Raw genomic sequence first — 20,611 nt, 5'->3', positions numbered from 1 at the left:
TTTCCAGAAAAGAGGCTAAAAACGGCTAGTACAGTTTTGTAATCTATTAGTAAGCTCAATCATAAAACATGAAAAGAATTATTAAGAAAGTGGCAGTCTTAGGCTCCGGAATCATGGGTTCCCGCATTGCCTGCCACTTCGCCAACATTGGGGTGCAGGTCCTGCTTCTGGACATGGTACCCCGCGAACTGCTACCCGAGGAACAGGCCAAAGGTCTGACGCTGGACAACAAGCAGGTGCGCAACAGGATTGTCAACACGGCCCTGCAAACGGCGGTTGCCTCCAACCCGTCACCCTTGTACAAGAAAGAGGACGTGCGCCTCATTCAGACCGGTAACTTTGACGATGATTTGAAAGACATCGCCAGCTGTGACTGGACCATTGAAGTGGTGGTGGAGAACCTCAAAATCAAGCAGTCTATCTTTGAGAAGGTAGAGCAGTTCAGAAAGCCGGGCACGCTTATTACCTCAAACACATCGGGTATTCCTATCCACTTGATGTTGGAAGGACGGTCAGAGGATTTCCAGAAGCACTTCTGCGGTACCCACTTCTTCAACCCGCCCCGCTATCTCAAGTTGTTGGAGATTATCCCCACTGACAAAACCGACCCAGAAATCACTGCTTTCTTATTAAAGTACGGTGACCTGTTCTTAGGTAAAACCACCGTTCTAGCCAAAGACACGCCGGCGTTCATTGCCAACCGCGTGGGTATCTATGGCATCATGCAGGTGTTGCACGTGATGGAGAAACTAGGCTTGAACGTGGACGAAGTAGACCGTCTCACTGGTCCGGTGGTAGGCCGTCCAAAATCGGCTACGTTCAGAACCTCTGACCTGGTAGGCTTAGACACGCTTGCCAAAGTAGCGCAGGGCTTGTACCAAACCGGCGAGACCGATGAGAAGCGCGACCTGTTCCAGTTGCCCGCGTACATTCAGCAGATGGTAGAGAAGAACTGGCTAGGCGATAAGACCAAGCAGGGCTTCTACAAGAAAACCAAGAACGAGCAAGGTGGCACCGAAATTCTGACGCTGGACCTCAAGACCATGGAATACGGGCCTAAGCAGAAGGTCAAATTCCAGAGCATGGAAATCCTGAAGCCCATTGAAGACTTGCGCAAGCGTCTCAAGGCCTTCAGCCAAGCGCAGGACAAAGCCGGTGATTTCTTTAGAGAAACATCGTACGGCTTGTTCCAGTACGTGACCAACCGCATCCCTGAAATCTCTGACGAGCTGTACCGCATTGATGATGCTATGCGCGCCGGCTTCGGGTGGGAGTTAGGGCCGTTTGAGACTTGGGACGTCTTAGGCGTGCGCGAGACCGTGAGTGCTATGGAAACCGCCGGCTACAAACCCGCCGACTGGGTGTATGAAATGTTGGAAGGCGGCCATGAGAGCTTCTACCGCAGCCAGAACAACCAGCGTCAGTATTATGACATTTCGTCTAAGACTTATAAAGTAATTCCGGGTACCGAAAGCTTCGTGCTGTTGGATGTGCTGCGCGGTACCAACGTGGTTTGGAAGAACGCTGGGGCGTCCATCATTGACTTAGGCGACGGCATCCTGAATGTGGAATTCCATACCAAGATGAATGCTTTGGGTTCTGAGGTGATTCAAGGCCTGATGAAAGGCGTTGATTTAGCCGAACAGGACTTTAGAGGACTGGTAGTAGGCAACGAGGCCGCCAACTTCTCGGCGGGTGCTAATCTGGGTCTGGTGTTCATGTACGCGCTGGACCAGGAGTATGATGAGTTGAATTTGATGATTCGTCAGTTCCAGAATGCCATGATGCGTTTGCGCTATTCGGCTATACCAGTTGTGGCCGCGCCGCACGGGTTGACCCTGGGCGGAGGCTGTGAGCTTTGCTTGCACGCCGACCACGTACAGGCCGCTGCTGAATCTTACATTGGCTTGGTAGAGTTTGGCGTGGGCTTAATCCCAGGCGGGGGCGGAACTAAGGAAATGACCTTGCGCACCTCTGCTGAGTATGAAGAAGGCGATACCGAATTCAACTCGCTCCGGAACGCGTTCATGACCATAGGTACGGCCAAAGTTTCAACCTCGGCCGCTGAGGCCTATGACTTGAAATTCCTGCGCCGCGGCGATGGCATCACGCTCAACAACAACCGTCAATTAGCTGAGGCCAAAGCCGCCGCTATTGCCCTTGCTGAGGCTGGTTACACCAAACCGACGCCTAAGACCAACATCAAGGTGCAGGGCCGTGGTGGATTGGGTATGTTCACGACCGGTGCTTACGCCATGCAGGTCGCGGGCTTCATCTCTGACCATGACCGCAAAATCTCTGAGAAGTTAGCCTACGTGATGTGCGGTGGTGACTTGTCTATGCCGTCTGAAGTCTCTGAACAATACCTGCTGGATTTGGAGCGCGAAGCCTTCTTGAGTTTAACGGGTGAGCGCAAGACCTTAGAGCGTATCAAAAGCATCTTGACCACGGGTAAGCCATTGCGCAATTAATGAATCATGAAAAGTGTTGAATGATTGATGTGCTAGTCGTTTTTGGCCTGTTTTCCAGAAAATAAGCCAAAAACGAAAGCTAAGAACAGCACATTAAGAGTGAACACATTACCAACAAACAGAAAAGAAAATGCAAACTGCCTATATAGTTGCCGGATTCAGAAGTGCAGTGGGGAAAGCGCCCCGCGGCGTATTCCGTTTCACCCGGCCAGATGATTTGGCCGCCGATGTAATCAAGCATTTGCTGGCATCGGTGCCACAACTAGACCCCGCCCGCGTGGATGACCTTTTGGTAGGGAACGCGGTGCCCGAGGCTGAGCAAGGCCTGCAGATGGGGCGTATGATTTCCCTCTTGTCTTTGCCTATTAACGTGCCCGGTGCCATCATGAACCGTTACTGCGGGTCTGGGATTGAGACCATCGCCACGGCCGCCTTCAAGATACAAGCCGGCATGGCCGACTGTATCATAGCCGGTGGTGCCGAGTCCATGAGCATGGTGCCCGTAGTAGGCTGGAAAACCGTTCCTAACTACAAGATTGCCAAAGAGCACCCAGAGTATTACCTGAGCATGGGCTTAACGGCAGAGGCCGTGGCCAATGACTTTAAAGTGAGCCGCGAAGACCAGGATGCTTTTGCATTCGCCTCGCACCAGAAGGCTATCAGAGCCATTGAAGAAGGCCGGTTCAAAGACCAGATTGTGCCTATCAATGTAGAAGAGACTTTCCTGGATGAGAATGGCAAGAAGAAAACCCGCTCCTATGTGGTAGACACAGATGAAGGCCCGCGTGCTGATACCTCTGTGGAGAAACTGGCCAAGTTGCGTCCGGTGTTTGCCACGAATGGTTCGGTGACGGCCGGTAACTCGTCTCAGACTTCAGACGGTGCCGCTTTTACTATTGTGATGAGCGAGCGCATGGTCAAAGAACTGAACCTGGAGCCAATCGCCCGCCTGGTGTCTTATGCCGCCGAAGGCGTGGACCCGCGCATCATGGGCATGGGACCCGTGAAAGCCATACCGAAGGCCTTGAAAAACGCCGGCATGAGCTTGCAGGACGTGGACTTGTTTGAGCTAAACGAGGCCTTCGCTTCTCAATCTATCGCCGTCATCAGAGAATTAGGCATTGACCCAGAGAAAGTTAACCCGAACGGGGGCGCCATCGCCTTGGGTCACCCACTGGGTTGCTCGGGTGCCAAACTCAGCGTTCAGCTTTTTAACGAGCTTCGTCGTCAGAACAAGAAATACGGAATGGTAACTGCCTGCGTAGGCGGTGGTCAAGGCGTAGCCGGTATCTACGAGTTGTTGCGCTAGCGCGCAACAGACACAAGACGTAAGACACAAGATTCAAGACGCTCATGCACAACTTTAAGGAACTGAAGATTTGGCAAGAAGCGATGACACTGGCGAAGATGGTGTATGAAGCTTCTTCTTCATTTCCAGCAAATGAGAAGTATGGTCTTACATCTCAAATAAACAGAGCTGCGGTGTCTGTTCCTTCCAATATTGCTGAAGGAGCAGGCAGAGGCGGTGATAAGGAATTTATTCAGTTCCTGACTATTGCCAGAGGCTCTGCCTTTGAATTAGAAACACAATTGCTCTTGGCCCAGAGTTTCGGGTTTATAGAAGATGCAAGATTGCAGAAGTTGCTCCAGCAGGTAAGTCTGGTACAACGCATGATAAATGGTTTTAAGGATAGATTGCTCAAGAATGCAAAAGAAAAGTCTTGAGTCTTACGTCCTGTGTCTTATGTCTTAACAGATAAAACAGTAACAAAATGGCAAATACAGAATCAGCTTCTAGAACGCTTAAAGGCGGTGAGTTCATCATCAAGCAGACCAGCGCCCAGGATATTTTCATCCCAGAGGAGTTCTCTGAGGAACAGCGCATGATGGCCGAGACGGCCCAGCAATTTGTGCAGGCCGAGGTTATGCCCATGGTGGAGCGCTTGGACAACCACGAAGAAGGCCTGATGGAAAACCTTATGAAGAAGGCGGGCGAATTGGGCTTGTTCGGGGTGGCTATTCCAGAGGAGTACGGCGGATTGAACATGGACTTCAACTCCTCACTATTGGTAACAGAATCGGTAGGGGCGGGGCACTCGTTCCCAGTGGCCTTCGCGGCGCACACGGGTATTGGCACCTTGCCTATTTTATACTTCGGTACGGAAGAGCAGAAAGCCAAATACATTCCCAAGCTGACTACCGGTGAGTGGGCAGCGTCTTATTGCTTGACAGAGCCAGGTTCCGGGTCAGATGCCTTGGCCGCCAAAACCAAAGCGGTGCTAGACGTAGAAGGCGACAACTACATCTTGAACGGCGTGAAGATGTGGATCACCAACGCGGGCTTTGCAGATGTGTTCATTGTGTTCGCGCAAGTAGACGGTGACAAGTTCACGGGCTTCATTGTAGAGAAAGGCTATGAAGGCTTAAGCTTAGGCAATGAGGAGCACAAGATGGGTATCAAGGGTTCTTCTACCCGCCAGGTGTTCCTAACCGACTGCAAAGTGCCAAAAGAAAACGTGTTGGGCGAGATTGGCAAAGGCCACTTGATCGCTTTCAACATCTTGAACATTGGTCGTATTAAATTGGCTGCGGCTTGTTTGGGTGCTTGTAAGAGCGTTGCCGAACTGTCTGTGAAGTATGCCAACGAGCGTATCCAGTTCAAAATTCCGATCTCTAAGTTCGGAGCCATCCGTCATAAGCTGGCGGAGCAGGCCATTAGAATTTTCGCTGTTGAGTCGGCCATTTACCGTTGCGGTAACGACATCTACAACAAAGAGCAAGAGTTACTGGCCGCTGGTAAAAACTACAATGAGGCTGTGTTAGAAGCCGCCCGCGAATTTGCCGTAGAGGCCGCCATTTTGAAAGTGGATGGTTCTGAGGTATTGGATTACGTGGTAGACGAAGGCGTTCAGATCTACGGTGGCTATGGCTTCTCAGCGGATTATCCAATGGACCGCGCGTACCGCGATGCCCGTATCAACCGCATCTTTGAAGGCACCAATGAAATCAACCGCATGCTCATTGTGGACATGGTGTTGAAGAAAGCTATGAAAGGTGAGCTGGATTTGATGGGACCTGCCGCCGCCGTACAGCAAGAGTTAATGGCTATTCCAGATTTCGGGGACGAGGACACCAGCCTGTTCGCCTATGAGAAAAAGGCCGTTGAGAAATTCAAGAAGGCTGTCCTGTTAACCGCCGGTACCGCCGTGCAGAAATTCATGATGACCCTGGACAAAGAGCAGGAAGTCTTGATGTACATCGCCGACATGGCCATTCAAACCTACATAGCTGAGTCTACTTTGCTACGCGTAGAGAAACTGGTAAGCCTAAATGGTGAAGAAGCGACATCTCGTCAACTGGACATCGCCCGTGTGGTCATCAATGACGCCGCTGATCGTATCAACAAAGCTGGTAAAGAAGCGTTGGCTGCCATGTCTGAGCCGGGTGATGAGCAGAAACTGTTGCTCATTGGCTTGAAACGTTTCACCAAACTGGAGCCGTACAACACCAAAGAAGCCCGCAGACGCATTGCCGCTGAGATGATCAAAGCCAACGACTACGTGTACTAGTTAAATACCCAAGATTCAAGACATAAGACGCAAGACGTCTCTTGAATCTAATAAAAGCGTTTTTGACCTGTTTTGGTCAAAGTAGCTTAAAAACGGTAAGCCCCGCCAATTGGTGGGGCTTACCGTTTTTAGCAGGGGTTCGTCTAAGTGATAAATTCTAAGATGCACCTAAAGAATGTATTTAGAAGCATTGGAATAAGGTCCGCTGAGAAGGTTCTATGAGCTGAGCGCCAACTACTAATTTATCCTCGGCGTCTTTCCTGGAGTACCAACAGCATCGTGCTTAACAAGAGTCGTTCCTGTTCATGCGGCGTACATGGGCCCGCTTGGGTGAGGGTGAACCGGCTGGAGAGGAAGGACTTCTCTTTGGTGACGGTGGCCACGTGACTGCCGTCTGGCCGGGTAATGTAGTAAGAGGGATTAAAGAAATAGCCGGTCAGCAAACTGATGAAGGGAATTCTGCCCAGCATGGTGTCGTGCACCCTTGTCATTACATCGGCTTCCTTGATGGTGAAGACCGGGCGCCAGTATTGGTCAAAAACGGAATAATGCGCTCTCAACACATAGTCCCAGTGCCTTCTGACAATATGCCCGAACAGCAGGTTCTCATGGTCAGTAAACATGAAAGAGGCGTAGAATTCCTTGGACTGGTAGGCTTTGATGGAATAGCGCAGGTGGGCCTCAGAAGCATCTGTATAGACAAAGGCTTCGTCCAGAAATGGGTCAATGTTGAGCAGCGAGGACTCTGACAGCACATCAGAATGCACCTGGTGTACAGAGAATATCTCCAGCCCCTGTGTGTCCTTTACCGTAATTTTATTGGCCAGGGACGGCGTCTTGAAAGTAAACTCCAGGGGGAAGCTGAGCTCTGGCATAGATGTAGGAGAAGGATTGGACGAGCTGAAAGGGGAAAGATGTGGCGCTGTTCTAAAGAATTAAAAGGTCGTTTTTGGCCTGTTTTGGATAAAACAGGCCAAAAACGACCTTTTAATTCTTTAGCCGCACTCGGCTCAGCCTAAATCCTTTTGCTGCCTTGGCGGGCTTGCTGACAGCGGTAAAAGTGCGTTCCTCCAGCCAAATAGTGAAGCTTTTGTCATAGACTTCTTTCTGGTTGTTTGCAATCTTGAGTCCCGCCGCCTTAGGCTCTGAAGAAGCACCGGTCACCAAGTGGACGGAGCGGTCGTACAAATCTGTCTTGCCATTGAGCGTCTCCAGGGTGAGCAGTTGCAGGCGGTTCCCAAACAGCTGTGAGCGGTACGAGATGCCAGAAAAGCCGGCGGTGGCGGGTGCTTCCTGGTTTTTCTTGATCATGGAGTGCCAGCTGGGCTGCAGGTACTCATTGTAGGCAAACAACATTAGTTCCTGAGCTTTGTACTTGCCCTCTGGGCCGGCCTCCAGAAACTTCTTCTCTGTCATGATCAGCAACTGGCCCTCCTGGCTTATGATGATGTCTGCCAAGTAAAGGTCTTCCAGTTGGGCGGTGGTAGACAGGTTGTTGGCTTGGGAGATGCGGGCCAGAAAGTCTGGCGTGAACAGAAACTCCTGGGCAAAGCGCATGTCATTGAGGCGGTAGTCAAAGCGTACCAGCTTGAGGCTGCGGTACTCGCCGGTTTTCTCATCGGCTATTAGTGCGGCGGCAAACAGGGTGCTGTCCTGTTGCAGTTGAAACTTCAAGTCTAAAACGTACTGCTTCTCTTGCTGGAACATGCCGCCCAGCATCACCTCCATCACCTTGATCTCATTGTCCTGGTTGTTGTAGTGGCGCACGCTCAGGCGCATGGCGTTTTCGGTGAGCAGGGTAAGGTACTGGCTGCCGTGGTTGTCCACGTGCACCTGCGCCGTAAGGCTGCCCGTGTGCACCGGAAACTCATAGCGTCTGTCCTTGATCTTGGTCAAGGCGCCATCATACACCGTTGCCTGAATGCCCAACAGCCGGTCTTCCTGCTGTAAATAGTGTTGAGTCACCAATTTGGACCCATCTTCAGAGAGCGAGACCACCAGTTTGCGGCTTTGGCTGGGAGCCTCCATCAGTTTCTTTTGCTGCAGTTCCTGGCCGGTGGCCAGATTGTAGACCCGGGCAAGAAGCGCTTGGCTGCCTTGTGCTTCATCTACGCGGCGCGTGATGACCAGCGCCGTCTCCTGCTGCCTGGCAAAGGCCTCTACCGTCTCTTGCGGAAGTAGGGCCAGATTGGTAGACCACTTCGCCTTTAAGTCTTTCCCGAAGCGCTCTACGTGATAAGCGCCCAGTGCCTTCTGGCTTAAGATGATAAAGTCTGTGCTGTTGAGGGCAAAAGCCTTCTGGGTAAGCGGTTGATTATAATGATCTTGGGTGGTTTCTGAGAAAAGTGAAAAATTTACCGATTTAATTTTTTGAGCCTGTGTATTGCCAAAAATGAAAAAACACACGGCTAAAAAAATAATTGTAATTTTTTTAAGCATGGCAAAGAAGGTTTAGCTGTAAATATAGCAGGATTTAAGCCAGTTTCCTTATGAATTGCCCTTGCGGTTTATACGGTTTGGAATGTTGTTTGTAACGTAAATAATTCACAACTAAATAATTATGAATTTTAAGTTGTATCTTTGGGTGTTTAAAGCCCGCTTAGCCGGAGTTGGCAATAAACAAAGCAAGCAGAGCATTAATTCAATAAAGTGTTGGTTTGTGGAAAATTATTTCAGCAAAGCGAAAACTCAAACAGAGTCCGCCCGTAACTAGGTAGGCTTCTCTCCAGAGGGAGGCCGGAAAGCTGAAATAATCAATCCTTAACAAAAAGGTAATTAGCTGACAACATCTAAGCCCCTTCTGGACCCGTACTTTACTGTAGTGAATGATCAACGTTAACTTTTCGCCTATGAAATTTATTTTTAAGATTTTTGTGCTGGTAGGGATTATAATCATTGGCAAGTTTTTGAAAGAAGATAACACAAGTGCCGTAGTGACTGAAAAATCCCCCAAGTCTGCAGATGTATATTCAATGAAGGAAAACACTCCTAAAGTAATGACACAGCAGGCCAATTACATGTTTAACCCTAGTAATTAGAAAGAACCCCAACTGATAGAAAACTTTACTTTACTGATTAAACGTATTTTCCCCCACTCTCCCCCAGAAAGACCCAAACTTTAGTCTAACTGATCCGGCTCCAATTAACGGCGTTGGCACTCAGTGACCGAATATGCCGCAACAGGTTGGCATGCTCCGGAAGACTTAAGTCAGGGTCTTTTTCTATGATCTCCAGGGCCGCCACCCGGCTCTCTTTCAAAATGGTGGCATCTTTGGCCAAATCCGCAATCAACAAATCCAAAACCCCGCTCTGTTGGGTGCCCATCAAGTCTCCCGGACCGCGCAGCTTCAAGTCAATGTCTGCAATCTCAAAGCCGTTGTTGGTGCGCACCATGGTCTCAATGCGCGTCTTGCCTTCTTTGCTGAGTTTATAACCCGTCATTAAGATACAATAACTCTGGTCAGCGCCCCGGCCTACGCGTCCTCTTAATTGGTGCAACTGCGCCAAGCCAAATCGTTCTGCGTTCTCAATCACCATCACGCTGGCGTTGGGCACGTTCACGCCCACTTCAATCACGGTGGTAGCCACCATGATCTGCGTCTCATGCTTGACAAAGCGCTGCATCTCATAGTCTTTGTCTGCGGGCTTTAACCGGCCGTGCACCATGCTCACCTGGTATTCTGGGAATGCGCGGGTGATGCTTTCATAACCGTCCATCAGGTCTTTGTACTCCAAGCCTTCAGATTCTTCAATAAGCGGGTAGACAATGTAAATCTGCCTTCCCAGCTTTATCTGCTCACGTATAAACCCAAACACTTTTAAGCGGTTGCTGTCATAGCGGTGCACGGTAATAATCTCTTTCCGGCCAGCGGGCATCTCGTCAATCACAGACACTTCCAGATCGCCGTACAAGGTCATGGCCAGTGTGCGGGGGATAGGCGTGGCCGTCATGACCAGCACATGAGGAATGACCCGTGGATTCTTCTGCCAGAGCTTGGAGCGCTGAGCCACGCCAAAACGGTGCTGTTCGTCTACTATGCAAAGACCCAGGTTCTGAAACTGCACTTCATCTTCCAATAAGGCGTGGGTGCCCACAATCATTTTCATCTCGCCACTACGCAATTGCTCATGCAGGATTCTTCTATCAGCCTTTTTAGTGGAGCCAGTGAGCTTGCCTAACACAATGCCCAGCTTGTCTGCAAACTGCTTTAAGCCTTGGTAGTGCTGGTCGGCGAGGATTTCTGTGGGGGCCATGATACAGGCCTGTGCGCCGTTGTCGGTGGCCAGGAGCATGGTCACGAAGGCCACAATGGTCTTGCCGCTGCCCACATCACCCTGCAACAGCCGGTTCATCTGCTTACCCGCAATCACGTCCTGGTAAATCTCGCGCACCACGCGTTTCTGGGCGCCGGTAAGGTCAAAGGGCAGGTGGTTTTTATAGAACTCGGTGAGAGTGGGGGTTTTGCTGAAAATCTGCCCGGCCAGTTCTGCTTTGCGCTTGGTGCGGGTGCGTAGGAGCTTGAGCTGAGTATAAAAGAGTTCTTCAAACTTGAGTCGGAACCGCGCGGCCTGCAGGGTGTCCCAGTTCTTGGGGAAGTGAATCTGGATCATGGCCTCGCGCTTGGACACCATTCGGTATTGGTCTACCAGTTCTGGCGTGAGCGTCTCAGGCAAATGCGTAGGCGCCAGCTTGAGCAGCTCCATCATCATCTTAGAGATGACTTTGCTGTCTACGCGGTGGTTCTTGAGCTTGTCGGTGGTGTTATAAACAGGTTGCAGGTAGGTCTGTTCCTGCTTCACCTCGGTGGCTTCTTCCAGGTCTGGGTGGGCCATGTTGAACTTGCCGTTGAACAAGCTGGGCTTCCCGAAGGCGATGTACTCTTGGTTCACCTTCAGCTGGACGTTCATCCATTTCACGCCCTTGAACCAGACCAACTCAATCTCCCCAGAAGCGTCCCGAATGATAGCGGACAGGCGCTGTTTCCGGCCTTCGCCCAAGAGGTTCTTCTCCAGCACGCGGCCTTTGATCTGGACGTACTGCATGTCCTCGGTGAGGTCTGCAATGGCGTGAAACTGTGTACGGTCCATGTACCGGAAGGGGTAGTGCTGGATGAGGTCGCCGTACGTGAAGATGCCCAGCTCCAATTGAAGCAGGTTGGCACGTTGCGGGCCCACGCCCTTCAAGAACTCAATTTTGGTATGGAAAAAGCCGGAAGACACTTATACAAGACACAGCTCCGTTTTTAGCCTGTTTTCTGGAAAATAGCCCAAAAACGCCAGCCAAGCCGTTCTGTAAAGTTACTAAAAAGTGGTGAGCGGGGCTACCGCCGTCGTTGAAGAATAACGCAGCCCCATGGTCAAGAACTTATGCTTTTCTAACAAACTCAGACTTAAGCGCCATAGACCCGAAGCCTTCAATCTTGCAGTCAATGTTGTGGTCACCGTCTGTGAGGCGTATGTTTTTCACTTTGGTGCCGGCCTTTACCGGTTTGGGGGCGCCTTTCACGGGCAAGTCTTTGATGACCACCACCGAGTCGCCGTTTTGCAGTACGTTTCCGTTGGCGTCTTTTATTTGCAGTCCGGTTTCCTCGTTTCCTTCAGCTACAGTCCACTCATGGGCGCACTCTGGGCAGGCATAACTGTCAGGGCCGGTGGCGTAGCCGTACGGTGAACTGCAAGAGGGGCAAGGTTTCAATTCTTCAGACATGGTATTTCTATTTTATGGAAGCGAAGACGGCGTGGCGTTTTTAGCCTGTTTTCTGGAAAACACCCCAAAAACGCCAGCCCGGCCGCCCTGCAAAAATACAGAAAAGACATGAGGCGGGCTAATGTGCTTGGCCTGTTTGCCAAGATGGCTGTCGTTTGGTAATGTCGCTGCTCTTTAGTGGAAAAAATACAGGTATTTACTCGCTAAAAAGAGTATTTAAACGCATACCAAAATATTTGACCGTTCGTATATATCAACATCTACTCACTAAAGAAAGGAGATACTATCTGTGCTAGGCGGTTACGGGTTAACGGCAAGCACCTTCACGCTGGGCGAGCGTTAAGCCATTGAGTGGCAATTGGGAAGCCTCGGTCTACGCCGGGGCTTTTCTTTTTTGCCAATCTGATGAGGGCCGTTTTTGGGCTGTTTTCCAGAAAAGAAGCTAAAAGCGGCATTCAAATTTATACAAGCCCTAAAAAAAAAGAGGAACCCATCTACGGGTTCCTCTTTTTTATGAGTACGTATCAGCGGTCTTAATTCCCGCGGTAAGTGCTGTAGCCGTACGGAGACAAGGTGATGGGCACATGGTAATGGTCCTTGTCTTTAATCCGAAACACTACTTCAATGAATGGGTAGAAGCTGTCTGCTTTCTGCGCCTTGAAATGATCAGCTGTTAGAAAAGTGAGGCGGTAAATGCCTTGCTCTGATTTTTTGTAGTCCAGAAAGTCTTTGATGCGGCCGTTGGCGTCGGTGGTTTTAAGGTCTAGCTGCGTCCAGGCTTTGGTCTGTTCGTTGAGCTTTTCCAGCTTCACGGGCACTCCTACGGCCGGCTTGCCCGTGGAAATGTCCAGAATGTGGCTGGAAAGTTGGTGCGTCTGCGTCTGGGCAAAGGCGCTCATTGTGAGCACGCTCAGCAGGAAACTAAAAAGAATCTTTTTCATGAGTTGGTGGTAAGTTAAATGTGAACAGTAATGCCGGCTTCTGGGAGGGCGGCGGCTTTGGCCAGCAGGTCGTCTTGTGCAGGACCGCCGCCGCCGGCTACGCCCACCGCTCCAATTACCTGGCCCTGGTACCAGAGGGGTACCCCGCCACCCAGCAGTAAAAGCTCTGGCAGGTGGGCTAGGTTCTGAGCGTCTGGGTTGGCTTTGGCGTTTCTGCCCAGGACCAGGCTGCTGGTCTTGGTGGAAAGGGCGGTGAAGGCTTTTCTTCGGGCGGCTTCTGTGTTGTGCGGACCCACGCCATCGCCTTTGATAAGTAAAATGGTCTGCCCCGAGGCGTCTACCACCGCAAAAGTGACGTTCTTTTGCAGGGCGGCCGCCTGGGCAAGGACCTGTTGGTGCATGCGCAAGGCCGCTTGTTGCGTGAGTTGAAAAGTAGGTGTTACCAGCTCTTTCCCAGCCAAGGCAATGGTGGATTGGGCAACGGATTTGCGGGTAGTTTTAGTGGCCGAAGTGCCTTGCGCAAACAGCCAGCCGGGGAGCAGGGGCAGGTATAGAAAGAGGCGGTTTTTCATTTTGTTATTCTTTTGACAAAGGTACATGAGGCCCCGCCCGTAAACATTGACCTAAGGCAACGTTTTCAGAGCCTGGCTTTTACCCTGCTCAAGGTGCTGGGAGAGAGACCCAGGTACGAGGCTGCTATCTTGTTAGAGACGCGCAGCAGAAAGTCTGGCTGGTACTGGATCACCCATTGCACCTTCTCCAGCGCATCATACCCCTGAAAGCCATAGATGCGCTTCTGAGCCGTGATAAAGCCCAGCTCCAGAATCTGGCGGTAAATAAACCCGAAGGCTGGCACCGTGTCCACTAGATGGTAAAAGTCTGTTCTGGAAATCTGCAGCAGCTCTGACTTCTCAATGGTCTGCATGTATTCAAAGGCGGGCGTGTTTTCAATAAAGCTGGGCAGGGCGGTGCAAAATCCCCCCTCAAACGCAAAGAACCGTGACGTTTCCAACCCGTCTTTGTTGAGAGTAAATAACCTGATGCACCCCTGGTTGACGAAATAGTAATGCTGGCAGGTTTCGCCGTACTGGAGCAGGAGTTGGTTTCGTCTGGTCTTGAGCGGCGTGAAACAGGCGCAGATGCTTTCTAGCGTGGCCTCGTCTGTGGGTATTCTGGCCGTGAGGTAGTCTCTTAACCGTTGGTACATGCTGCAAGAAAGTGGTGAGGGGTCATCCTCTTCTAACCGTTAGACGCGGCAGTTGTTTCGCAAAGGCGTTTTTGGCTTATTTTCTGGGAAACAGCCCAAAAACGAAGCGGAGCTTATCCTCTGCTGGTAAATGCCGGTTTCTTCAAGAATGATTCCACCGGGCGAAGTCACAAGAAAAAGTGGTCACAGGAGTATGATGAGTAGGATTTGATTTGCCTGGCGAAAGGGTCTAGTTAGAGTTTCTCCTTGTGACCTTGGCCGTCAATCCGGTAGACGGTGTTGTTCTCAATGAGAATGCCCTCTGTCTTGTCACTGTTCTTTTCCTGGCCGTGCCGCACGTCAATCTTCACTACCTTTCCCTGGTAATCCGTTGTAATGTCTTGTACCACAGAGTGTCCCACCACCAGTTGAGAGACATCATAAAAAGCTAAAATCTGCTCTAGCTCGGCCTGGGTAGTTTTGTGGTAGTTGGCTTCTAGTGGGTCTCTGAACAGGTACATAATCCGGTAAACCAGGTTCATGGAAAGGCTTCGGTCCCAGTACGGGCTGTCATACTTGCTCAACACGGTCTTTTCTTTGGGGTCGGTTACCTTGTCTTTGGCGTCCTGCCCGTAGTACTTGCGGGCAATCTGGTTGATTTCAGACACCGTAAGCTGGTGGGCCAGAAGATTGGAATTGATGCCGGCGTGCACAAACAAATAAGGCCCCATCTTGAGGACCACGTTCTTGGTCTTCAGCCATTTGCCCAGCTCAGAGGTGGGGCCGTACAAAAACTTAGCGCTGGTGCCCCAGTCAGAAAAGCCACTGATCTGCTTGGCCACCTCGCGGTATTTGTACTCGGTGTAGGAATAGTCGCCGTAGAGTTTCATGACCTCATGGTTGCCCAGAATGTAATGCACCTGGCCGCCCTGCGCCGCCGCCTTGTCTTCCAGTAGGTAAATGAGCCAGAGCACCTGGGGTTCGTTCTCGCCGCGGTCCACAAAGTCACCGTTAAGGACCAGGTGCCCCTGGCCAAACGTCCAGTTGTAGTGCCGGTCCATGACCCCGTGTTTAATGAGAAAGCTGGCGAAGGCGTCAAAATTGCCCTCAATGTCTGAGATGGCCATGAGCTTGGCCGGCAGCGCATACTGGTCTTGCTGGGGTTGGTACGTGGTTTTTAACGTGACGTAAAAAGAGTCCTGGTCTTCATTGGCAGCTTTTACCTTAATAGGCAAACGCGGGTCAATCTGTGACTTAATTATCTTGTTGTCTGCCGTGACAATGAACTGCTCTTGCCCGAAGACGTAAGGCCCGTCTGCCCCGTCCAGCTTGGTGGCCACTTCCTCGCCATTGGCAAATCCAAACTCTTCGTCATTGACCAGCGCGTTCAGCCCCGACCAGTGGAAGGTGTAAATGCCTTTGCTCTCATCTATGCTGCTGTGCCCAAACACCAGGGTGGCAACGGGCCAATAGCCAATTATAGCCAGCAAAGACCATTTGAAGAACGTTTTAAAGATGTTGGCAGAAGGTTGCGTTGGCATTCTGGTTGGCATAGAAAAGGAGGGGCATGGCGTACATTCAGGAGACAATATCCATAAAATTACCCGATTAGCAGGAAAGCAGTTGACCTAACCTGAAGCAAAGTAGGCAGTTCGTTTTTGGCTTCTTTTTCAGGAAACAGGCCAAAAACGGCAGCTGGTCCTTGATGTATTTACGCAATGCGCTGATTTTTAGGACAGCTTGCCAATTAGGTCAAAAACAACCTAAACCCGAAGACCGGTAATTCTCCCTGCATAAAGTCAAGCTCTTCCGCCCTTTGAAAGCCCAGTTGCTCGTACATTTTCCACGCCGTTTGCATGGCTTTGGTGCTGTGAAGGATGAGTTGTCTGCGCCCGGCATCTTTTGCTTTCTTCACGCAGGCCAGCGTCAAGGCTTTGCCTAGGCCCTTGCCTCTGGTACTTGGACCTACGGCCAGAAACCTGAAACCCGCCGCGTCTTTCTCTTGGGTAGCCGTTCCGCCAGAGCCATAGTGTTGCATGTCACTAAAATACACTACGCCGCCGGCTAATTCTCCTTGTTCAGAGACGGCCACCAGCAGTTCTACGCCGGGCTTCTGGGTAAAATCGCCTATGTTGGCCAGCAGGTGGTAATAGGCGGGTTGTTCAGAAGGTGTCGGGAAGCCGTCTAGTTGGGAATACACCTGCACCATGAGCTGGCCCAAGGACGTGAATTCTGAGGGAAGGGCGGGTCTGATGGTGAACGTTGAAAGAGGCATAACTACGGAAGGGTATTGATTTCAACACAAGCCTAGAGTTGGCGCAAGGCCTGGTAAACGCCGTCTAAGACCAAGGCCATTTTGGGTAGGTCCAGGGTTTCCAGCGTGTCTGTGGGCTCATGGTAATTCTTGTTCCGGTAGAAGGACGTGTCTGTGAGCATCAGGGCGCTGTAGCCAAACTGCCAGTAGTTGAGGTGGTCTGAGAAGTCAATACCGGGCAGGGCCGGCGGACCGGTGAATTTCTTGGTTTTAATCTGGTTGCTGGCCTTGAACTCTCTGCTGAAACTCTTAGCGAAGGCACCGGCTCCAAACTTGTTTACCAGCGTAATGTAATTGCCTCTGTTGCCATAAAACCAGGAAAGGATGCCCACCGGATAGGTCTGCGATTTCTTCTCTTCTTTAAAGTACCCGATCATCTCCAACGACACCATGCCAAACACGTCTGCCTTAGTCTCTGCCAAGGACTTGGCGTGTACATAACTGCCCATGTGCTCCGTCCTGAAATACGGCGGCTCTTCCAGGGTGTAGGCCACCAGGTCTATGCGGTGGTTCAGCTGCTGGCCTTTCAGGAGCCGGGCCAGTTCCAGCAAGCCTACTACGCCGGTGGCATTGTCATCTGCGCCTTCCTGGTTTCCGCAGACGTCATAATGCGCGCCGACTATGATGCGTTTGGTATGCTCCATCCCGAAGGAGGCAATCACGTTCTTGTACACCTGCCCGTCTACCGTGTACTCCTGCACAGAAACGCTAGGAGTGTATTGGCTGAAGACGCTTATCAGGTAGTTGGCCGTTTGGTTGAGCTGGTCTACGTTCTGATAGTTTCGGGGCTTGGGGGTTTTGGTGATGGTGGTGAGGTGGTTCTTTATCTGGATGGTATCTGCCTGGGCAGCGGCATAGCAGAAAGTAGGGAGCAGGAAAAGAAGGAATGCGCTATACCGCCTGGAAAGTCTCATGTAAGAATGCTTTTGCCATAATGATAACTGCGCATAGGATTGGCTTATTGCCGTGAATCCTGGAAGTTGGATGCATGAGGTGTTCTAGGTTTGGTAACGGCTAGTGTAAAAAGTGTGCTAGGCCGTCAGCCGACGCATATTTTTTACACAGTGTTATGTACAGCTATTTCTTCTTGAAATATTCGTCTACTATGGAAAGATAATCAATGTCCGTCCCAACACCATAATCAAGTAATGGTTCTTTCGTGCCGTCGAAAAGTAATATACCTACTTTCCCTTCTTTGATGTCTCTATTGATAAACCTTTTGTCGCCTTGCTTATTTACGATTGCAAAGGTTTTACTAGTCGTCAATATTGTTTTGAATCCTGCTTTATTAAGAGTGTCGGTTACTTCTGAAGAATAGTATTCGAAGTCGCTGATAATTTCATTGATTCCAGAATCTTCACCTTCTTCCTGTATTATCTTGTCGTACTCCGTTTGCGAGATTGAAAAAAATACAACGCTTTTTCCGTCGATAGTTAAGGTGTCGCTGGTTTTTTCAGAATCCGCTTTTGCAGGGTCTATTGAAGAAGCTTGTACAGTTTCTTGTTTTTTATCGGCAGTATCTTGGGAATCCGTTCGCTGGCAACTTAGGAGAGTAACGAAGAGAAATAGTATCAATAATTTTTTCATTCAATTTTTTATAGTTGTACATAACTACCGGATAAACGTAAACATACGCTTATCTGTACTATGTGCGGAGGTGATGTGGTGCGCATGGTATACAGGAAAGGTAAGATTTTCTTCCATGCCGACAAAGAGCCCTAATTAATTGGCATTGTACTAACGATATAGTGATTTTTCTTATAGATAGTGATTTCACTGGAAACCGCATAGCCGCGTTATTACGCGAGTATACTCGCGTAATAACGCGGCTAGCAAGGCTAACTGAAGAGTTAGAGGCTATACGCAAACCCGTTTTCAGCCTCTTTTACAGAAAACAGGCCAAAAACGGAAGCGCTTTATTTTTTTATCTGGTCAGACCAATGAAGCGTGTTCAACAAATGGACCACGTCTTTCTTGATGTACTCAATGACCGGAGCCAGAGAGTCATTGGCGGTGGCGGTCCTGAAATACAAGGCCCCCCGGAAGAAGTGCTTGGTGCTGTCAGTGAGGTAGAACTGGAACTGGCTGGGCACTTCTCCTTCTAGTTCAAAGACGCTGGCCGTGATGCCGGTGGGCGTTTTAATTTGGCTTTCTTCAATGGCGTAGGCCTTGATCTGGTGCCGGCTGGTGAGCCTACGGGCATCTTCCACCAACTCATTGAACTTCTTGGGATCCTGGTTGAAGTCTTTGTACGTGAGCTGAATGTTGGCGTCAAACTGTGGGTAATACAGGTCTATCCAGTGCGGCTCTGCAATGCGCGAAGAATCTTTGAGGACCTTGGCATACACAGAATGTTCAAATACATACGGGTGCGGCTGGCTGAGCACGGTGTATTTGGCTGGCGGAAGGTCTATGCGGTTGTAGCCCTTCGGCTTGGGGGTGTATTCAGGCTCACAGGCAGAAAAGCCGGCCATGGCCACCAAAACGGCAATTAGTGAAAAGAGCTTATTCTTCTTCATTCTCTGAGTGCGCCACTGTTTCATGCACGCGTACTTTTTTAATTTTCTTACTGTCTGCCGCTTCAATGGTAAACTGGTAGGGCCCCAGGTAAATTTCTTCGCCGGTGTGCGGAATTCTGGAGAACAACCTGAGCATGAGCCCCGCCACAGATTCTACCTCGTGCCGTACCTCTTTAAACAGATCAGTGGGCGGGTCAATGATCTTGCAGAAGTCATGCAATGAGGCCCGGCCCTCAAACAGAAACGTATGTTCGTCTAATTGCGTGTAGTAGCGGTCCTCTTCGTCGTCTAATTCATCATGAATCTCGCCTACAATCTCCTCAATCACATCTTCCAGGGTGAGGAGGCCAGTGGTTTCGCCATATTCATCCACTACAATGGCCATGTGCACGTGCCGTTCCTGGAAATCGCGCAGCAGGTCATCTATCTTCTTGGTCTCAGGTACAAAGTAAGGGGTTCTGATGAGGTTTTGCCACACAAAGTCAGAGGGCGCGCCCAAATACGGCAGCAAATCCTTCACGTACAGCACGCCGTCAATTTTGTCCAAGCCCTCTGTGTACACCGGCATGCGCGAGTAGCCCCACTGATGAATCTGCTTAATCAAGGCGGAATAGGGCATCTTTCTGTGAATGCCCACCACGTCTACCCGGGCCCGCATAATCTGCCTAACCGTGATGGAACTGAAGTTGATGATGGCTTTTAAAAGTCCTTTTTCCTGCGGCGAAGCGGGTTCGGCCGGGGAGTTGTCCAGAGAGTTATGAGCTTCTTCAGTGGCTGACGGGGTGCCCAGCACGTTGCGCGTATGGCCGGTAATCTGTTGCAGGGGCTGTAGCAGTTTCACAAAGGGAGTACCTAGTGCGCAGGTAAGCCGCAAGACTGGAGCCAGGGGTAGGTAGGTCCCAGTCGCCTGGAGCTGTCTGCCCCACTTCAGGGCCAGGCTTCTGACCAGGAACATAACCACGGCTGCGCCCAGAAAGCCGCCCCAAATAACAGCTAATGGTTGCGCAAAGGAAACACTGAGTTGTACCAGCGCGCGGTAGGCTACCATGGCCAGTACCAGGTGCAGGGTGGTAGACAAAAGCGTGCCGGCGCCCAATACCCGGTCAGGGTGCTGCAACAGCTTTTCTGCCGAGGTGCTAAACCCAGCTGATTTTTTATCTACGGAGGTGTAAGACTGAAGCTGTCTTAGGAAAGCGGCCAGGGCCGCGGTAAGGAAGAAGATGCCCGGCAGAAAGATGAGCAGCAGGGACAAAGGGCCTGCCCAAGGTGCCCACCAGAAGCTGACAGGGGAAAAGAGAAGAAGAGAGCCCCAACTGGAGGGCTCTCCCAAGGATGGTATACTTTCCAAAATGAAGGTATTGGTTCAACAATAAGGTTTAGAAAGGAAGGTCGTCGGGCTCCTGTTCTGCAGAGAAAGAAGACGTATTTCCTTTAGAAGAAGTGGAGGCACTGCTGGCCGGGGCGTTGGCGCTGCTGTTGCTTTGCTCATAGCTGCTGCCGTTGCCGTTACCAGAACCGCCTTCAGAGCGGCCGCCCAACATGGTCATGTTGTCTGCCACAATCTCTGTGCTGTAGCGTTGCACGCCTTCTTTGTCCTGGTAGCTGTTGGTTCTGATCTTGCCTTCAATGTAGACAGACTGGCCTTTCTTCAGGTACTTCTCCGTTACCTCGGCTAGACCGCGCCAAACCACAATGTTGTGCCACTCGGTGCGCTCCTGGCGCTCGCCGTTTTTGTCTTTGAACGTCTCAGAAGTAGCCAACGGGAAACGGGCCACGGCCACGCCGCCTTCTAAGTGACGCACCTCTGGGTCTTTGCCCAGGTTTCCTATTAAAATTACTTTGTTAATGCTTGCCATATGTTGGTTCAAAAAGTGCAAAAATATATAACTGTAACTTTAAATATA

19 protein-coding genes are annotated in these 20,611 nt (G+C 50.6%); 5 read left to right on the top strand and 14 right to left on the bottom strand.

What is annotated here, in order from left to right; all coding sequences use genetic code 11:
* The first annotated feature begins 68 nt into the window (after positions 1-68).
* From GU926_RS10240 to GU926_RS10225, 4 genes are all read left to right on the top strand, one after another.
* A complete protein-coding gene (locus GU926_RS10240) occupies positions 69-2,471 on the top strand; it encodes a 3-hydroxyacyl-CoA dehydrogenase/enoyl-CoA hydratase family protein (RefSeq protein WP_160691506.1) in 2,403 nt (800 codons plus the stop codon).
* 130 nt (positions 2,472-2,601) lie between these two features.
* Positions 2,602-3,780, top strand: a complete 1,179-nt coding sequence (locus GU926_RS10235) for an acetyl-CoA C-acyltransferase (RefSeq protein ID WP_160691505.1) — start codon at positions 2,602-2,604, stop codon at positions 3,778-3,780.
* A 44-nt stretch (positions 3,781-3,824) separates the two neighbouring features.
* Positions 3,825-4,196, top strand: a complete 372-nt coding sequence (locus tag GU926_RS10230) for a four helix bundle protein (RefSeq protein ID WP_160691504.1) — start codon at positions 3,825-3,827, stop codon at positions 4,194-4,196.
* Between the two features lie 47 nt (positions 4,197-4,243).
* Positions 4,244-6,040: an acyl-CoA dehydrogenase family protein gene (locus GU926_RS10225; RefSeq protein WP_160691503.1), complete on the top strand. Its 1,797-nt coding sequence runs from the start codon at positions 4,244-4,246 to the stop codon at positions 6,038-6,040.
* Positions 6,041-6,282: 242 nt separating this feature from the next.
* On the opposite strand, the gene GU926_RS10220 is transcribed toward GU926_RS10225, so the two are convergent.
* Both GU926_RS10220 and GU926_RS10215 read right to left on the bottom strand, forming a co-directional pair.
* Positions 6,283-6,915, bottom strand: coding sequence for an LURP-one-related/scramblase family protein (locus GU926_RS10220; protein WP_160691502.1), 633 nt, complete (start codon positions 6,913-6,915; stop codon positions 6,283-6,285).
* 112 nt (positions 6,916-7,027) lie between these two features.
* A complete protein-coding gene (locus tag GU926_RS10215) occupies positions 7,028-8,446 on the bottom strand; it encodes a hypothetical protein (protein WP_160691501.1) in 1,419 nt (472 codons plus the stop codon).
* Positions 8,447-8,889: 443 nt separating this feature from the next.
* Between GU926_RS10215 and GU926_RS10210 the strand changes: the two genes are divergently transcribed.
* Positions 8,890-9,078 carry a hypothetical protein gene (locus tag GU926_RS10210; RefSeq protein WP_160691500.1) on the top strand — a complete coding sequence of 63 codons (189 nt, stop codon included), beginning with the start codon at positions 8,890-8,892 and terminating at the stop codon, positions 9,076-9,078.
* Between the two features lie 85 nt (positions 9,079-9,163).
* On the opposite strand, the gene recG is transcribed toward GU926_RS10210, so the two are convergent.
* From recG to GU926_RS10150, 12 genes are all read right to left on the bottom strand, one after another.
* Entirely contained in the window at positions 9,164-11,260 is a 2,097-nt protein-coding gene (recG, locus tag GU926_RS10205) for an ATP-dependent DNA helicase RecG (protein WP_160691499.1), read from the bottom strand.
* A 145-nt stretch (positions 11,261-11,405) separates the two neighbouring features.
* Complete coding sequence (locus tag GU926_RS10200; RefSeq protein WP_160691498.1) at positions 11,406-11,747, bottom strand: zinc ribbon domain-containing protein YjdM; 342 nt, start codon at positions 11,745-11,747, stop codon at positions 11,406-11,408.
* Between the two features lie 533 nt (positions 11,748-12,280).
* Positions 12,281-12,688 (bottom strand): hydroxyisourate hydrolase, encoded by a 408-nt coding sequence (gene uraH / locus GU926_RS10195; protein WP_160691497.1) that lies wholly within the window; start codon positions 12,686-12,688, stop codon positions 12,281-12,283.
* A gap of 14 nt (positions 12,689-12,702) precedes the next feature.
* Positions 12,703-13,260 carry a GlcG/HbpS family heme-binding protein gene (locus tag GU926_RS10190; RefSeq protein WP_160691496.1) on the bottom strand — a complete coding sequence of 186 codons (558 nt, stop codon included), beginning with the start codon at positions 13,258-13,260 and terminating at the stop codon, positions 12,703-12,705.
* A 65-nt stretch (positions 13,261-13,325) separates the two neighbouring features.
* Positions 13,326-13,895 (bottom strand): Crp/Fnr family transcriptional regulator, encoded by a 570-nt coding sequence (locus tag GU926_RS10185; protein ID WP_160691495.1) that lies wholly within the window; start codon positions 13,893-13,895, stop codon positions 13,326-13,328.
* A 233-nt stretch (positions 13,896-14,128) separates the two neighbouring features.
* Positions 14,129-15,415, bottom strand: a complete 1,287-nt coding sequence (locus GU926_RS10180; RefSeq protein WP_160691494.1) for a metallophosphoesterase — start codon at positions 15,413-15,415, stop codon at positions 14,129-14,131.
* Positions 15,416-15,621: 206 nt separating this feature from the next.
* Positions 15,622-16,149, bottom strand: coding sequence for a GNAT family N-acetyltransferase (locus tag GU926_RS10175; protein ID WP_160691493.1), 528 nt, complete (start codon positions 16,147-16,149; stop codon positions 15,622-15,624).
* A 32-nt stretch (positions 16,150-16,181) separates the two neighbouring features.
* Complete coding sequence (locus GU926_RS10170) at positions 16,182-17,102, bottom strand: M28 family peptidase (RefSeq protein ID WP_160691492.1); 921 nt, start codon at positions 17,100-17,102, stop codon at positions 16,182-16,184.
* A gap of 163 nt (positions 17,103-17,265) precedes the next feature.
* Positions 17,266-17,775 (bottom strand): hypothetical protein, encoded by a 510-nt coding sequence (locus GU926_RS10165; protein WP_160691490.1) that lies wholly within the window; start codon positions 17,773-17,775, stop codon positions 17,266-17,268.
* 329 nt (positions 17,776-18,104) lie between these two features.
* On the bottom strand, positions 18,105-18,707 hold the full coding sequence (gene gldD / locus GU926_RS10160; RefSeq protein ID WP_160691488.1) for a gliding motility lipoprotein GldD: 603 nt from the start codon (positions 18,705-18,707) through the stop codon (positions 18,105-18,107).
* On the bottom strand, positions 18,694-19,959 hold the full coding sequence (locus tag GU926_RS10155) for a transporter associated domain-containing protein (RefSeq protein ID WP_232058291.1): 1,266 nt from the start codon (positions 19,957-19,959) through the stop codon (positions 18,694-18,696). The genes gldD and GU926_RS10155 overlap by 14 nt, the downstream gene beginning before the upstream one ends.
* A 124-nt stretch (positions 19,960-20,083) precedes the next feature.
* Positions 20,084-20,563, bottom strand: a complete 480-nt coding sequence (locus GU926_RS10150) for a single-stranded DNA-binding protein (protein WP_160691486.1) — start codon at positions 20,561-20,563, stop codon at positions 20,084-20,086.
* Between the last annotated feature and the right edge of the window lie 48 nt (positions 20,564-20,611).

This window comes from Nibribacter ruber (assembly GCF_009913235.1).
GTDB lineage: Bacteria > Bacteroidota > Bacteroidia > Cytophagales > Hymenobacteraceae > Nibribacter > Nibribacter ruber.
Note: the sequence above shows the minus strand (reverse complement) of the source record. Positions and strands in the feature narration are given on the sequence as shown.

What these genes read in the sequence shown, in the direction of transcription:
- GU926_RS10240 (WP_160691506.1), top strand. Translation starts at nt 69, where the DNA reads ATGAAAAGAATTATTAAGAAAGTGGCAGTCTTAGGCTCCGGAATCATG.
- GU926_RS10235 (WP_160691505.1), top strand. Translation starts at nt 2,602, where the DNA reads ATGCAAACTGCCTATATAGTTGCCGGATTCAGAAGTGCAGTGGGGAAA.
- GU926_RS10230 (WP_160691504.1), top strand. Translation starts at nt 3,825, where the DNA reads ATGCACAACTTTAAGGAACTGAAGATTTGGCAAGAAGCGATGACACTG.
- GU926_RS10225 (WP_160691503.1), top strand. Translation starts at nt 4,244, where the DNA reads ATGGCAAATACAGAATCAGCTTCTAGAACGCTTAAAGGCGGTGAGTTC.
- GU926_RS10220 (WP_160691502.1), bottom strand. Translation starts at nt 6,915, where the DNA reads ATGCCAGAGCTCAGCTTCCCCCTGGAGTTTACTTTCAAGACGCCGTCC.
- GU926_RS10210 (WP_160691500.1), top strand. Translation starts at nt 8,890, where the DNA reads ATGAAATTTATTTTTAAGATTTTTGTGCTGGTAGGGATTATAATCATT.
- GU926_RS10200 (WP_160691498.1), bottom strand. Translation starts at nt 11,747, where the DNA reads ATGTCTGAAGAATTGAAACCTTGCCCCTCTTGCAGTTCACCGTACGGC.
- uraH (WP_160691497.1), bottom strand. Translation starts at nt 12,688, where the DNA reads ATGAAAAAGATTCTTTTTAGTTTCCTGCTGAGCGTGCTCACAATGAGC.
- GU926_RS10190 (WP_160691496.1), bottom strand. Translation starts at nt 13,260, where the DNA reads ATGAAAAACCGCCTCTTTCTATACCTGCCCCTGCTCCCCGGCTGGCTG.
- GU926_RS10185 (WP_160691495.1), bottom strand. Translation starts at nt 13,895, where the DNA reads ATGTACCAACGGTTAAGAGACTACCTCACGGCCAGAATACCCACAGAC.
- GU926_RS10180 (WP_160691494.1), bottom strand. Translation starts at nt 15,415, where the DNA reads ATGCCAACGCAACCTTCTGCCAACATCTTTAAAACGTTCTTCAAATGG.
- GU926_RS10175 (WP_160691493.1), bottom strand. Translation starts at nt 16,149, where the DNA reads ATGCCTCTTTCAACGTTCACCATCAGACCCGCCCTTCCCTCAGAATTC.
- GU926_RS10170 (WP_160691492.1), bottom strand. Translation starts at nt 17,102, where the DNA reads ATGAGACTTTCCAGGCGGTATAGCGCATTCCTTCTTTTCCTGCTCCCT.
- GU926_RS10165 (WP_160691490.1), bottom strand. Translation starts at nt 17,775, where the DNA reads ATGAAAAAATTATTGATACTATTTCTCTTCGTTACTCTCCTAAGTTGC.
- gldD (WP_160691488.1), bottom strand. Translation starts at nt 18,707, where the DNA reads ATGAAGAAGAATAAGCTCTTTTCACTAATTGCCGTTTTGGTGGCCATG.
- GU926_RS10150 (WP_160691486.1), bottom strand. Translation starts at nt 20,563, where the DNA reads ATGGCAAGCATTAACAAAGTAATTTTAATAGGAAACCTGGGCAAAGAC.